The sequence below is a fragment of the Streptomyces sp. NPDC047917 genome (assembly GCF_043204345.1).
In the GTDB taxonomy this organism is placed as follows: Bacteria; Actinomycetota; Actinomycetes; order Streptomycetales; family Streptomycetaceae; genus Streptomyces; species Streptomyces sanglieri.
On sequence record NZ_JBIDCA010000030.1, the window covers coordinates 1 to 14,910 of the forward strand.

The window sequence follows — 14,910 nt, forward strand, 5'->3', positions numbered from 1 at the left end:
AATCAGGACGGTGCGTCGAACGGTCTGACGGCTCCGAACGGTCCGTCGCAGCAGCGGGTGATCCGTCAGGCGCTGGCGAACGCGGGTCTGACGGGTGCGGACGTGGACGTGGTCGAGGCGCATGGTACGGGTACCAGGCTGGGTGATCCGATCGAGGCGCAGGCGTTGCTGGCCACGTACGGGCAGGAGCACACGGCCGAACAGCCCTTGTGGCTTGGTTCGTTGAAGTCGAACATCGGGCACAGCATGGCTGCTGCCGGTGTCGGCGGCGTGATCAAGATGGTGATGGCCCTGCGCCGGGGGACGTTGCCGCGTACGTTGCATGTGCAGGAGCCGACCGGTCATGTGGACTGGGAGTTGGGTGCGGTTTCCTTGCTGACGCAGGAGCGTTCCTGGCCGGAGCTGGACCGGCCGCGCCGGGCGGCGGTCTCCTCGTTCGGTATCTCGGGCACGAACGCGCATCTCATCCTGGAGCAGGCCCCGGCGGAGCAGGACAGCGAGCCGCACGAGACTGCCCCCGTGGCCGGTCCGGTGCCGTGGGTGTTGTCGGCTCGGAGCGTGGCGGCGTTGCGTGAGCAGGCTGCGAGGCTGGCCGAGTTTGTCGATGTCCGGCCGGAGGTGGACCCGGTCGCGGTGGGTTCAGCGCTGGTGCATGCCCGTACCGCTTTCGACCATCGGGCAGTCGTCGTAGGCGCCGACCGCGACGAACTCCTGCGGGCCGTACAGGACCTCGCCGACTCCGATGCCCTCGTGGAAGGGTCCACGGCCTCGGGGCGGACGGTGTTTGTCTTCCCGGGTCAGGGTTCGCAGTGGATCGGTATGGCTGCGGGTTTGTATGCGGATTCTCCGGTGTTCCGGGCGCGGCTGGAGGAGTGCGCGCGAGCGCTGGAGCCGTTCGTGGAGTGGGACCTGCTGGACGTCCTGCTCACGGAGGAGGGTGCCGGGCTCCTGGAGCGGGTGGACGTGGTCCAGCCGGCCCTGTGGGCGGTGATGGTGTCGCTGGCGGAGCTGTGGCAGTCGTTCGGGATTGTTCCGGACGCGGTCGTGGGCCACTCGCAGGGCGAGATTGCTGCGGCGGTGGTGGCCGGGGCTCTGTCGTTGGAGGACGGGGCTTTGGTGGTGGCGTTGCGGAGCCGGGCGATCGTGGTCCTGGCCGGCCGGGGCGGGATGGTGTCGGTCGCACTGGGTGCGGACCGGGTACGGCCGTATCTGGGGCGGTGGTCGGGTGAGGTGGCGGTGGCCGCGGTCAACGGCCCGTCCTCGACCGTGGTCTCGGGTTCCTCGACTGCTCTGGATGAGCTGGTGGGTGTTCTGGAGGTGGAGGGGGTGCGGTGCCGGCGGGTTCCGGTGGACTATGCCTCGCATTCTCCGCATGTGGAGGCGATCGAGGAGGAACTCGCCCGCCTCCTGGCCCCGGTCACGCCTCGTACTCCGGTCGTTCCGCTGTATTCGACGGTGACCGGCGAGGTGATCGACAGTGCCGGTCTGGACGGTGGGTACTGGTACCGCAATCTGCGGGGCACGGTCGAGTTCGAGAACGCGATCCGGTCCCTGCTGACGGACGGGTTCACCGCGTTCGTGGAATGCAGCGCCCATCCGGTCCTGACGATCGGGCTCCAGGAGACGTTCGAGGCGGCCGACGCCTCACCCGCCGTCACCGCGATACCGTCCCTGCGCCGTGACGAGGGCGGCCTGGACCGCTTCCTGGTCTCCCTCGGCCAGGCCTGGACCCACGGACTGGACGTCGACTGGGGACAGGTACTGCCCGAGGCGGGACGCCTCACGGCTCTGCCGACGTATGCCTTTCAGCGCGGTCGGTACTGGTTGGAGTCGGCAGGTCCGGTGGGTGGGGATGTTTCGGCGGCGGGTCTGGTCGCGGCGGGGCATTCGTTGCTGGGTGCGGTGGTGGAGCTGGCGGGTGCGGATGGTGTGGTGCTGTCGGGGCGGTTGTCCTTGCGGACGCATCCGTGGCTGGCGGATCACGCGGTCGCGGGCACGGTCCTGCTGCCGGGCACCGCCTTCGTCGACCTCGCCCTCCACGCGGCCGACGAGACCGGCTGCGACACCCTCGAAGAACTCACCATTCAGGCGCCCCTCGTCCTGGCCGAAGGCACCGCCGTCCAACTGCGGGTCGAGGTCGGTGAGCCGGGTGAGTCCGGCCGTCGCACCGTGGACATCCACTCCCGGCCCGACACCGAAGGCTCCTCGTGGACCTGCCACGCCTCGGGTGAAATCGGCACCGGCACGCGTACTACGACCCCGGATGGTGTGGGGGTGTGGCCTCCGGTGGGTGCGGTGCGGGTTGATTCGTCGGGGTTGTACGGGGCGTTGGCGGTGGCGGGTTATGAGTACGGGCCGGTGTTCCAGGGTGTGGAGGGGGTCTGGCGGCGTGGGGAGGAGGTGTTCGCCCGGGTCGTGCTCGGTGAGGATGAGTGCGGTGGTGTGGGGGCGTTCGGGGTGCATCCGGCGTTGCTGGATGCGGCGTTGCACGCGGGGTTGTTGCCGGGGGACGGTTCGGGGCTGGTGGCTCCGAGGTTGCCGTTCGTGTGGTCGGGTGTGCGGTTGCATGCGACGGGTGCGGTGGCGGCTCGGGTGCGGATGGTCCCGGTGGGTGAGGGGGGTGTGTCGCTGGAGCTGTCCGACGACGAGGGGCGCCCTGTCGTCACCGTCGAATCCCTCGCCCTGCGTCCCGTCGACCCCGCACAGCTCGGTCGCGGCGGCTCACACGGCATCGACGACGCGCTCTTCCGGATGGAGTGGACCGGTTCCGGTGCCGGTGCCGCTGCTGGTGTCGGTACCGGTACCGCCCAGGAGCCCACGCGGAACACCGCGACGCGCCGCCGCACCGTACAGGTCGGAGCGGACACCGCCGGTGCGGGTTCCGCGCTGCAACGCACACCGGCCGAGCCGTACGCGGACTTCGCCGCCCTCGCGGACGCCCTGTCCGACGACGGCACCGAGGCCCCCGACGCCATAGTCTTCCTGCACGCGAACCCGGACGGCGCCGACGACACGCACAGCGCGTCCGCCGCGCACACCGCCACCCACCGGGCCCTGGAAACGGTCCAGGCGTGGCTGTCCGACGAGCGGTTCGGCACGGCCCGGCTCACCGTCGTGACACGCGGAGCGATCACCACCGCCCCGGACGAGAGCCCGGCCGATCCCGCACATGCGCCGGTCTGGGGGCTGCTGCGCACCGCACAGACGGAGAACCCCGGCCGTTTCGCCCTGGTCGACATGGACGACGACGAGCGTTCCGTCACCGCGCTGCCCGCCGCGCTCGCCTCGGACGAGCAGCAACTCGCCCTGCGCGCCGGGCAGTTCCTCGTACCGCAGCTGAGCCGCGCGGCGAACCGGGCGGACACCCTGACACCGCCGGTCGCGGCTCCGGGCACACCGTGGCGCCTCGACGCGGCCACGCAGGGCACGCTCGAAGGCCTGACCCTGGTGACCAACGAGTCCGCCTCCGCCCCGCTCGGACCGGACGAGATCCGGGTCGCGGTCCGCGCCGCGGGTCTGAACTTCCGCGACGTCGTGTTCACCCTCGGTCTCCTGCCCGGTGACGGATCCCTCGGCATCGAAGGCTCCGGCGTGATCACCGAGGTCGGCTCGGCGGTGACCGGGCTGAAGGCCGGCGACCGGGTCATGGGCATGCTGCCCGACGCGTTCGGCCCGCTCACCGTGGTCAGTCACCGGCTGGTCGTGCGCATCCCCGACCACTGGTCGTTCGCGGAGGCGGCCGCCATCCCGATCGTGTACGGAACGGCGTACTACGCCCTGGTGGAACTGGCCCGCATCCAGCCGGGCGAGACCCTGCTGCTGCACGCCGCCGCCGGTGGTGTCGGGCTGGCCGCCCTCCAGCTCGCCCGCCATCTGGGCGCAGAGGTGTACGGCACCGCGAGCCCCGGCAAGTGGGACGCGCTGCGCGCCGCCGGCCTCGACGGCGCCCACATCGCGTCGTCCCGGACCCTGGACTTCGAACCGCAGTTCCTGGAGGCCACCGAGGGACGCGGCGTGGACGTCGTCCTGGACTGTCTGGCCCGCGAGTTCGTGGACGCCTCACTGCGACTGCAACCGCACGGCGGACGCTTCATCGAAATGGGCAAGACCGACATCCGCGAGCCGCGGGAAGTCGCCGCCGCCCACCCGGGGGTCGACTACCAGGCGTTCGACCTGGTGACGGTCGCGCAGGAGGACCCCGACCTGTTCCGGCGGATGCTCACCGAGATCGTCGAGCTGTTCGAACAGGGCGCGCTGCGGCACTCGCCGATCCGTACCTGGGACGTGCGCCGCGCACCGGAGGCGTTCCGCTTCCTGAGCCAGGCGCAGAACATCGGCAAGCTCGTCCTCACGATGCCCCCGATGTGGAACCCCGAGGGGACGGTTCTGATCACGGGTGGTACGGGGACGTTGGGTGCTCTGTTCGCGCGTCATGTGGTGCGTGAGTACGGGGTGCGTCATCTGTTGTTGGTGAGTCGGCGGGGTGCTGGTGCCGAGGGTGTGGCGGGGCTTGTCGCGGAGTTGGGTGAGTTGGGTGCCCGGGTTCGTGTGGTGGGGTGTGATGTGGGTGACCGGGAGGCGTTGGCGGGGTTGCTGGCGTCGGTTGCGGTGGAGCATCCGTTGACGGCGGTGGTGCATACGGCCGGGGTGCTGGACGACGGTACGGTGACGGCGTTGACGGCGGAGCGGGTGGACGCGGTGCTGCGTCCCAAGGCGGACGCGGCCTGGCATCTGCACGAACTCACCCGTCACCTCGACCTCGCCGCCTTCGTCCTCTTCTCCTCCGTGATGGGAGCGATCGGCGGCGCCGGCCAGGGCAACTACGCGGCAGCGAACGTCTACCTGGACGCACTGGCCCAGTGCCGCCGCGCCGAGGGACGCGAAGCCACCTCGCTCGCCTGGGGCTTCTGGGACCAGCGCAGCGAACTGACCGGCGACCTCGACGACGTGGACATCGCCCGGATGGCCCGCACCGGACTGGTCCCGCTCGCGACCGACGAGGGGCTCGCGCTCTTCGACGCGGCGATCGCCACAACCGACGCGGCCCTCGTACCCGCGCGCCTCGACAGCGCACGGTTGCGCGCGCAGGCCGACTCCGGCTCGCTCGCCGCCGTACTCGGCGGACTCGTCCGCACCCGTACCCGTCGCGCCGTGGCCACGAGCGTCACCGCCGACGGGACCTCGCACCCGTTCGCCCACCTCTCCGGAGCCGAACTGGACAAGGCGCTCCTCGACATGGTCCGCGGCCACGCCGCAGCCGTACTGGGGCACTCCGCACCCGACGCGATCCGCGCCGACAGCAAGTTCAAGACGCTCGGCTTCGACTCGCTCTCCTCGGTCGAGCTGCGCAACCGGCTCAACGCGTCGACACGGCTGCGGCTGTCGGCAACGGCCGTCTTCGACCATCCGACCCCCACGGCGATGGTGGCCCACCTGCGCGGCGAGCTGTGCGACGACTCGGACGCCACCGCCGGCGCACCTGCCCGGACGCCGGTCCCGGCCGCCGTGGACACGACCGACGACCCCGTCGTCGTCATCGGCCTCGGCTGCCGGCTGCCCGGCGACGTATCGACGCCGGAAGGGCTGTGGGAGCTCCTCTCCTCCGGCCGCGACACCGTCGCGGACCTGCCCACGGACCGGGGCTGGGAACTCGACTCCCTGCACGACGCCGACCCCGACCGGTCGAACAGGAGCTATGTCACCAAGGGCTCCTTCCTGTACGACGCGGCACGGTTCGACGAGGAGTTCTTCGGGATCAGCCCGCGCGAGGCCCTTGCCATGGACCCGCAGCAGCGGCTGCTCCTGGAGACCGCCTGGGAGGCGTTCGAAAGGGCGGGCATCCGTCCGCGGTCCCTGGAGGGCAGCCAGGCCGGTGTCTTCATCGGCGCGCTGTTCCAGGAGTACGGCTCGCCCATGCACGAGGCGTCGGAAGGCGTGGACGGCCTGATGCTGACCGGGAAGACGACCAGTGTCCTCTCCGGACGGCTGGCGTACTTCCTCGGTCTGGAAGGGCCCGCGATCACCATCGACACGGCATGCTCGTCGTCGCTGGTCGCACTTCACCAGGCCGCTCAGGCGCTGCGCGGCGGCGAGTGTTCGCTCGCGGTGGCCGGCGGTGTGTCGGTCATGCCGACGCCGGGGTTCTTCACCGAGTTCAGCCGGCAGCGCGGGCTCGCCACGGACGGCCGCATCAAGGCCTTCGCCGCGGGTGCGGACGGCACCGCCTGGGGCGAGGCGGTGGGCGTACTGCTGCTGGAGCGGTTGTCGGACGCGCGGCGCAACGGTCACGAGGTCCTGGCCGTGGTGCGGGGGAGTGCGGTCAATCAGGACGGTGCGTCGAACGGTCTGACGGCTCCGAATGGTCCGTCGCAGCAGCGGGTGATCCGTCAGGCGCTGGCGAACGCGGGTCTGACGGGTGCGGACGTGGACGTGGTCGAGGCGCACGGCACCGGAACCAAGTTGGGTGATCCGATCGAGGCGCAGGCGTTGCTGGCCACGTACGGTCAGGAGCACACGGCCGAACAGCCGTTGTGGCTGGGCTCGTTGAAGTCGAACATCGGCCACACCATGGCTGCCGCCGGCGCCGCGGGGGTGATCAAGATGATCGTCTCGATGCGGCAGGGCGTACTCCCGCAGACCCTGCACGTCGACGAACCGACACCACACGTGGACTGGGAGTCGGGGGCTGTACAACTGCTCACCGAACCCCGCTCCTGGCCGGAGCTGGACCGTCCGCGCCGGGCAGCCGTGTCGGCCTTCGGTATCTCCGGTACGAATGCGCATCTGATTCTGGAGCAGGCGCCGGTGGAGGTGGACGGGGAGCCGCAGGAGGCTGCGCCTGTCGGCCTGGCTGGTGCGGTGCCGTGGGTGTTGTCGGCCCGGAGTGGTGCGGCGTTGCGGGAGCAGGCCGCGAGGCTGGCCGGGTTCGTTGCCGATCGGCCGGATGCGGATGCGGATGCGGATGCGGATGCGGATGCGGATGGGGGTGTGGATGCGGTTGCGGTTGGTTCTGCGTTGGTGCATGCCCGTACTGCTTTTGATCATCGGGCGGTTGTGGTGGGCGCGGGCCGTGAGGAGTTGTTGCGGGGTCTGGAGGCGGTGGCGGAGAACGGGGAGTCGCGGTCGGTTGCGCCGGGTCGGACGGTGTTCGTCTTCCCGGGTCAGGGTTCGCAGTGGATTGGTATGGCCGCGGGTCTGTATGCGGATTCTCCGGTGTTCCGGGCGCGGCTGGAGGAGTGTGCGCGGGCGCTGGAGCCGTTCGTGGAGTGGGATCTGCTGGAGGTGCTGCTCACGGAGGAGGGTGCCGGGCTTCTGGAGCGGGTGGATGTGGTGCAGCCGGCTCTGTGGGCGGTGATGGTGTCGTTGGCGGGGTTGTGGCAGTCGTTCGGGGTTGTTCCGGATGCGGTGGTGGGGCATTCGCAGGGTGAGATTGCTGCGGCGGTGGTGGCCGGGGCTCTGTCGTTGGAGGACGGGGCTTTGGTGGTGGCGTTGCGGAGCCGGGCGATCGTGGTGCTGGCTGGTCGGGGCGGGATGGTGTCGGTTGCTCTGGGTGCGGATGGGGTGCGGTCGTATCTGGGGCGGTGGTCGGGTGAGGTGGCGGTGGCTGCGGTCAATGGTCCGTCCTCGACCGTGGTGTCGGGTTCTTCCGGTGCTCTGGATGAGCTGGTGGGTGTTCTGGAGGTGGAGGGGGTGCGGTGCCGGCGGGTTCCGGTGGACTATGCCTCGCACTCTCCGCATGTGGAGGCGATCGAGGAGGAACTCGCCCGTCTCCTGGCTCCGGTCACGCCTCGTACTCCGGTTGTTCCGCTGTATTCGACGGTGACCGGCGAGATCGTGGACGGTGCTGGTCTGGACGGTGGGTACTGGTATCGCAATCTTCGGGGGACGGTGGAGTTCGAGAACGCGATCCGGTCCCTGCTGACGGACGGGTTCACCGCGTTCGTGGAGTGCAGTGCCCATCCGGTCCTGACGATCGGGCTCCAGGAGACGTTCGAGGCGGCCGACGCCTCACCCGCCGTCACCGCGATACCCTCCCTGCGCCGTGACGAGGGCGGCATGGAACGCTTCCTGAACTCCCTCGGCCAGGCATGGACCCACGGACTGGACGTCGACTGGGGACGGGTACTGCCCGAGACACGCCGGCCCACCGGCCTGCCCACGTACGCCTTCCAGCACAATCGGTACTGGCTCAACTCCACGCACAGCGAGACCGCAGCCGTGTCCGATCTGGGAACGGCCGCGGCCGGACACCCGATCCTGGGACCGGCCGTCGAGCTCCCCGGATCGCAGTCGCTCCTGTTCACCGGACGGCTGACGCGGTCCACGCACCCGTGGCTCGCGGACCACACGGTCGCCGGGACGGTCCTGCTGCCCGGCGCCGCCCTCGCCGACCTCGTCCTGTACGTCGCCGACGAGACGGGCTGCGGACGGGTCGACGAACTCACCCTCCGCGAGCCGCTGGTCGTACCGGAGAAGGGCGGCGTCCAGCTCCGCGTCGAAGTGGGAGAGCCCGACGAGGACGGCCGGCGTGCGGTGTCCGTCCACTCCCGCCAGGAGGGCAGGGCCCCCGGCACGCCGTGGACCGGCCACGCCGACGCCGTGCTCGATGACGAGGGCGAATCGCCGTCCTGGGACCTGGAGGTCTGGCCGCCGCTCGACGCCTCCGACGTGGACACCACCGGCATCGACGGGGTGCGCGCGGCCTGGCAGCGGGACGGGGAGCTGTACGCGGAAATCGCCTTTGACGAGGAGGAGCGGACCGAGGCGGACGGATTCGGCATCCAACCGGCCCTGCTGGAAGCGGCATTCGGGCTCGCGACGCTCACGGACGCCTCGCCGGGCGTCGACGCCCCGCCGATCGCGGAGCGGCCCGTGCTGTTCCCGCACCACTGGCGCGGAGTCACCCTCCACGCCATCGGCGCCCGTGCACTGCGTGTCCGTATCACGGGCCAGGACCTGGAGAACCTGTCACTCGCCGTCGCGGACGACGACGGGGCCCCGGTGGCCACCGTCGACAGCCTGGCACTGCGGCCCTGCTCCGCGGAACGGATCGAGCGGGCCGGGGCCGCACAGCGCGGCGGCCTGTACCAGGTGCGGTGGACCGAGACGGGGCGGACATCGCGTGCCGTGTACGAGCCCAGGACCTGGGCCGTCGTGGGCGAGGACCCGTTCAGGGCGCGCTCCGGGCTGATGGCCGCGGGCGTGTACGCCGAGGCGTACCCGGACCTGGACGCCCTGGCGGCCGGGATCGAGGCCGAGGGCGTGCCGTCCCCCGACGTCGTCGTGGTCACCTGCGACCCGGACGAGGACGGCACGGCGGCGGCCGTGCGCCGGTCCGTCCAGGACGCGTTCCTGTGGGCCCGAACCTGGCTCGCGGACAACAGGTTCGCCGCTTCCCGACTGGTCTTCCTCACCCGTGGCGCGACCACGTCCGACGGCGGCGCCCCCGCCGCGGCCGCCGTCCGGGGGCTGGTCGGCTCCGCCCAGGACGAGGCGCCGGGCCGGTTCGTACTGGTGGACACCGACGGCAGCAAGGCCTCCTGGCGTGCCCTGGTCAAGGGGCTCGCGACCGACGAGGACCGGATGGCGCTGCGCCGCAGCACCGTCCGGGTGCCGAGGCTGGCTCAGGCCGGCCCGCCGGACGAGGCGCCCGCCGCCCGTACAGGCACGACAGATACGACGGGCACGACGGGCACGACCGGTACGACGGGCACGACGGGCACGACCCTGGTCACCGGGGGAGCGGGACACCTGGGCGGTCTGCTCGCCCGGCACCTCGTGACCCGGCACGGCGTGCGCGACCTGCTGCTCGTCGGACCCGACAGCACCGCGGCGGAAGCCGGGGAACTGGTGGCCGAGCTCATCGGGGCCGGTGCCCGGGCCGCGTTCGCCGCATGCGATGTCACCGACCCGCAGGCGCTGAGGGCACTGATACAGGATCTGCCCGCCGACCGTCCGCTGCGCACGGTCCTCCACCTGGCCGGCACACCGGGTGCCGCCGGAGAGACACCGCTCGCCGAGCTGACGCCGGAGCGGCTGACCGAAACGCTGGACGCGGAAGCGGCGGCCGTCCGGGCGCTGCACTCGGCGACCGACGACCTGGCCGAAGCGCCGCGGTTCGTCCTGCTGTCCTCGTCCGCCGGCACCGTGGACGGCGCGGGCCGCGCCGCCGACGCGGCCGTCGGAGCCTGGCTGGACGAGTGGGCGCGCGAACGCCGGGCGGCCGGGGCGTCCGTGGTCTCGGCCGGGCTGTCCGCGGACGTGCGGGACCCGGAGCTGTTCGACGGCCTGCGGCGGCTGGACGAGGCGGCCGTCCTGGTCGCCGTGCCGGACTTCGAGAACCTGGCCGCGAAGGCCTCGACCGGAAGCCTGCCGCCCCTGTGGCGCGGCCTCGTCCGCACACCGGGGCGCCGCGTCGTCAAGCAGGACGACGCGGGCCGGGGCACCACGTTCAAGCAGCGGCTGATCGGGGCGGACGAGGCGGAGCGCGAGCGGCTCCTGCTGACCCTCGTCCTCGACCACACCGCCGCCGCGCTGGGCCACGGCTCACCCGGAGCCATCGACCCGGACCGCAAGTTCCGCGACCTCGGCTTCGACTCCCTGTCGGCGCTGGCCCTGCGCAACTCGCTCAACGGGGTCACCGCACTGCGGATGCCCCCGGGCGTGGTGTTCGACCACCCCACCAGTACCGAACTCGCCCAGCACATCAAGCAGCAGCTTCTCGGCCGCTGAGCGGGTGCGGCCCCGGCCCGGCCGGGGCCGCACCCGTCACGAACAGGAAAGGAGACGTGGCCGTGAGAACAGAAGGCGTGTTCATCAACTCGGTCGGGGTGTACCTGCCCGACCGGGTGAGCACCGAGGAGGCCGTGGCCGAGGGCCGCTACGACGAGGAGGTGTACAAGGCGAGCGGGCTGACCGGCACACACGTCGCCGACGGCATCTCCGCGCTGGAGATGGCGGTGATCGCGGCCGGCCGCGCGATGGAGCGCTCCGGCCTCGACATCGAGGACATCGAGTCCCATGTCCACAGCGGCGTCTACCACCAGGGCCCCGACGGTTCCTACCCGCCCGCGTACATCCTGCGGGAACTCGGCACCGGCAACATCCCCTCGCTGCACATCCGGCAGGGCTGCAACGGAATGCTGGCGGCGCTCGACGTCGTGATCGGCCAGATGACCGGCGCGGCCGAGGTGGAGACCGCGCTGCTGACCACGGGGCAGAACTTCGCCACCCCGCTCATCGACCGCTGGCGCGGCTTCGGCGACTCGTACATCCTCGCCGACGGTGCGGCCGCGGCCGTCGTCACCCGCGACAGCGGCTTCGCCGAGATCCGGTCCCTCAACTCCGGGACGCTGCCCGAACTGGAGCGGTGGCACCGCGGCGACGAGCCGCTGCTGCCGCCGCAGGACGGGTCCGGCCGGGAGGTCGCGGTCGCCGAACGGGCCGCGCTGTTCAACGAACGGGAGATGTCGCTCGCCGAAACGGTCGAGCGGATCAGCGAGTTCGACCTCTCGGTCGTCCAGCGCTCGCTGGTCGACGCCGACCTCAACGCCTCCGACATCGCCAAGGTCGTCCCCATCAACCAGGACGGCCGCATGATCGAGTACTCGATCATGGGCCCCCTGGGCCTGCCCATGTCCCGCTCCAGCTGGGACTTCGGCCGCACCGTGGGTCACGTCGGCGCCGCCGACCTGATCATCTCTCTCGATCACCTGGCGCGCACCGGTGAGGTGTCGCCCGGGGATCACGTCCTGCTGCTCTCCCAAGGCCCCGGCTGGATCAGCTCGGCCGGCGTCGTGACGATCAAGGAAGTTCCGCAATGGTGACAACCGGCACCGTGCCCGCCCCCGGCACCGATCTCCACTACGTGATGCAGGGCACCGGCCCCCTGCTGTTCGCCATGGACGGCGCCGGCGGGGACGCCAGGCGCATCCCCGGCCTCGTCGACCGCCTCACGGACTCCTACACGGTGGTGACCTACGACCGCCGCGGCATGTCGGACAGCCCCGCGGGCGACCCGATGCCGCCCCTGACACCGGGAACCCACGCCGACGACCTGGCCCTGCTGCTGAAGGCGCTGGCCGACGGACCCGCGCTGATCTTCGGCACCAGCCTGGGGGCCCAGGTCGGGCTGCACCTGCTGGCCCGCCACCCGCAGCTGGTGGACACCCTGGTGGCGCACGAGCCCTCCGAGTTCCTGTTCCTGACCGAGGAGGAGAGGGCGCAGGCCGCGCAGGTCGTGCTGACGGCGTACGAGACGTACAAGAAGGAGGGATTCGGCGCCGCCATGTCCCGCTGGGCGGCGTTCAACGACATCGACTACGGCAACCTGGAATTCGAGCCGGGCGCCCAGCTGTCGCCCATGACCGACGAACAGCTGGCCAACATCGACTTCTTCATCACGCACGAGATGCCCGCCTACAGCACCGTCCAGCTGGACGAGGCCGGGCTGGACGTCGTACGGGCCGAGAAGGACCGTCTGGTGCCGGCCACGGGCATCGCCTCCGAGCGCAACTGGTCCTACCGGTGCACGCACGGTCTCGCCGACCGGATCGGCGTCCCCGTCGAGGAGTTCCCCGGCGGGCACGTCGGGCTCAAGACCCACCCCACGGCGTTCGCGGCCCGCCTGCGCGAGGTCCTGCGGGCCAGGGGGCACTGAACGCGGACACGACCGTACGGGGAAGGGGGCGCGACCACCGGGTCGCGCCCCCTTCCCCGTACAAGGCGTGGCGGAGCGGGCCGACAACCTCCGGGCGCGAGAGGCGACAGCCCCGGCCCGGCAGCCCTGCGCCGAAGCCCGCCCGGCATCCCGGCCGGCATTCCGCCCGGCATTCCGCCCGGCATCCCGGCCGCATGGATGCTGGAGCATGTTGCGGAGGCCGCCGGTGCGGAAGGGGATCTCAGGGGCCGTGGGCCGAACTTCTGGGGGATGCCCCTCATCCGGTTCCAGGGCTTTCCCGGAGGATGCCGAGGTGTCCGCCGCCCTAGCGTGCGGACATGTCAACTTTCCGACACCTCAAGGTCTTGACGGCGTGCGCGGCGGTGCTCGCCGTCACTGCGACGACGACCGCCTTCGCAGTCCCCGTCCCGGACGGGTTGGCCCGCTTTCACGATCAGCACGTCGACTGGCACACCTGTGCCCTCGGTCCCGATGACGAGCCCGGTCGGGCGTTGGACGCCGCCGGCGCCGACTGCGCCGACATCACCGTGCCGCTGGACTACACCGACCCCGGTGGCCGCACCATCACCGTCGCCGTATCCCGCCTGAAGGCCACCGACACCGACCACCACGTCGGCCCGCTGCTGCTCAACGACGGGGGACCGGCCGGCCCCAGCCTCCACATGCCGCTGACCAAGTCGCAGGTGATGGGAGAGGTCGCCGACCGGTACGACCTGATCGGCATGGACCCGCGCTTCGTCGGCCGGAGCACCCCGTTGGACTGCGGCTGGGGCCTCGGCTCCGCCTTCCTCCGCTCCGCGGGCGCCGACCCGGCGGCCTACCGCGAGGAAGTCGCCGTCGCGCGCGAGCTGGCCGGGCGGTGCGAACGCGCCCACGGCGACGTGCTGCCATACGTCACCACCCGCAACACCGCCCGCGACATGGACGTCATCCGCGCCGCCCTCGGCGCCGAAACCCTGTCCTACCTCGGCTACTCCTACGGCAGTTACCTCGGCGAGGTCTACTCGCAGCTCTTCCCCCGACGCACCGACCGCATGGTGCTCGACGGCGTCAATTCCCCGGAGTACTACAACCAGACCCTGCTGCGCGGCGCCGAGTCGGCCAACGAGGGGGCCCTGCGCGCGTGGGCGTCATGGGCCGCCGCGCGGCACGCCACATACGGGCTGGGCGCCACGCGCGGCCGGGTGCTGGCGACGGTGGAGCACATTCTCGGCGCCGCCGCGAAGGAGCCGCTGCGGATCGGAAAGGCGTATCTGCTGGACGAGCACGTGCTCCCCTCCGTCTTCATCGGCGGCCTCGGCAGCGACCTCGACGAGCGGCGCGCCGACCTGGCCGAAACCGTCGGCCTCCTGGCCCGCGCCGCGGACCGGGAGCCGGTCGAGCCGTCCGAAGAACTCGCCGGGCAGCTGGAGTTCCTGCTGACCGGGACGGGCTCGGCCGCCTCCAGTCAGATGACCGCGATCATCTGCGGCGACGTGGCCGAGCGGCGCGGCGTCGACAGCTACTGGCGCGCGGTCGAGGAGTCCCGCGAGCGGTTCCCCCTCGCCGGACCGTTGGCCGGCAACATCACTCCCTGCGAGTTCTGGGACCGTCCCGTCGAAGCGCCGACGGTGCTCGACAACGACGTCCCGGCCCTGCTCGTCAACGCCACCGACGACCCCCGCACCCTCTACGCCGGAGCCGAGGCCATGCACGAGCAGTGGCCGAGCTCCCGGCTGCTCACCGTGGCGGGCGCCCGCCAGCACGGCCTGTACGGCGAGTACGGCAACGCCTGCGTCGACAAGCGCGTCAACGCCTACCTGCGCACGGGGCGGCTTCCCGCACACGACCCGACCTGCGGGGCGCAGCTCTGACGGCCGGGGTGCCGCCCGCACCGTCACGGGCGGCACCCCGGAGGCCCGCCGTCAGACGCGCGGGGCCGGGCCGTCGCCGATGTCGGCGATGATCTGCTCCAGATCGGCCGGTACCGCGCTGCGCAGACGGGGAGCGGCGGCATCCGTCCTGACGGCACCACTGGTGTAACCGACGGTCTCGACGCCGTCGACGGGCAACTCGGCCGGATCGGACATGGAACCTCCTGCACGGTGGGGGAAGGGCGGCACCGACCGGCCCACGTGGCCGGTCGGCGCAACCATCCGGTCCCGGCTAAAGGGAGGCATGGGTGAGCGCTGCGGGAGGCCGTTTTGCGATGCCGCCCCGCCGAGCCGCGATGCCGCCCCGCCGAGCCGCGA

At 71.5% G+C, this 14,910-nt stretch carries 5 protein-coding genes; 4 read left to right on the plus strand and 1 reads right to left on the minus strand.

Annotation, left to right across the window (positions count from 1 at the left end; all coding sequences use genetic code 11):
- The 4 genes from ACGF8B_RS41380 to ACGF8B_RS41395 form a co-directional block, all read left to right on the plus strand.
- Positions 1-10,731 (plus strand): SDR family NAD(P)-dependent oxidoreductase (locus ACGF8B_RS41380; RefSeq protein ID WP_392748013.1); only part of this gene is annotated, 10,731 nt, incomplete at its 5' end.
- Between the two features lie 62 nt (positions 10,732-10,793).
- Entirely contained in the window at positions 10,794-11,825 is a 1,032-nt protein-coding gene (locus tag ACGF8B_RS41385) for a ketoacyl-ACP synthase III family protein (protein ID WP_392748015.1), read from the plus strand.
- The gene (locus ACGF8B_RS41390; RefSeq protein ID WP_392748016.1) at positions 11,819-12,658 is read left to right on the plus strand and encodes an alpha/beta fold hydrolase; all 840 of its coding nucleotides are present in this window, start codon (positions 11,819-11,821) and stop codon (positions 12,656-12,658) included. The genes ACGF8B_RS41385 and ACGF8B_RS41390 overlap by 7 nt, the downstream gene beginning before the upstream one ends.
- Positions 12,659-12,996: 338 nt before the next feature.
- Positions 12,997-14,532, plus strand: a complete 1,536-nt coding sequence (locus tag ACGF8B_RS41395) for an alpha/beta hydrolase (RefSeq protein ID WP_392748018.1) — start codon at positions 12,997-12,999, stop codon at positions 14,530-14,532.
- A 51-nt stretch (positions 14,533-14,583) separates the two neighbouring features.
- Here the strand turns inward: ACGF8B_RS41395 and ACGF8B_RS41400 are convergent, their stop codons facing one another.
- The gene (locus ACGF8B_RS41400) at positions 14,584-14,748 is read right to left on the minus strand and encodes a hypothetical protein (RefSeq protein ID WP_392748020.1); all 165 of its coding nucleotides are present in this window, start codon (positions 14,746-14,748) and stop codon (positions 14,584-14,586) included.
- Positions 14,749-14,910: the final 162 nt, after the last annotated feature.

What these genes read in the sequence shown, in the direction of transcription:
- ACGF8B_RS41400 (WP_392748020.1), bottom strand. Translation starts at nt 14,748, where the DNA reads ATGTCCGATCCGGCCGAGTTGCCCGTCGACGGCGTCGAGACCGTCGGT.
- ACGF8B_RS41395 (WP_392748018.1), top strand. Translation starts at nt 12,997, where the DNA reads ATGTCAACTTTCCGACACCTCAAGGTCTTGACGGCGTGCGCGGCGGTG.
- ACGF8B_RS41390 (WP_392748016.1), top strand. Translation starts at nt 11,819, where the DNA reads ATGGTGACAACCGGCACCGTGCCCGCCCCCGGCACCGATCTCCACTAC.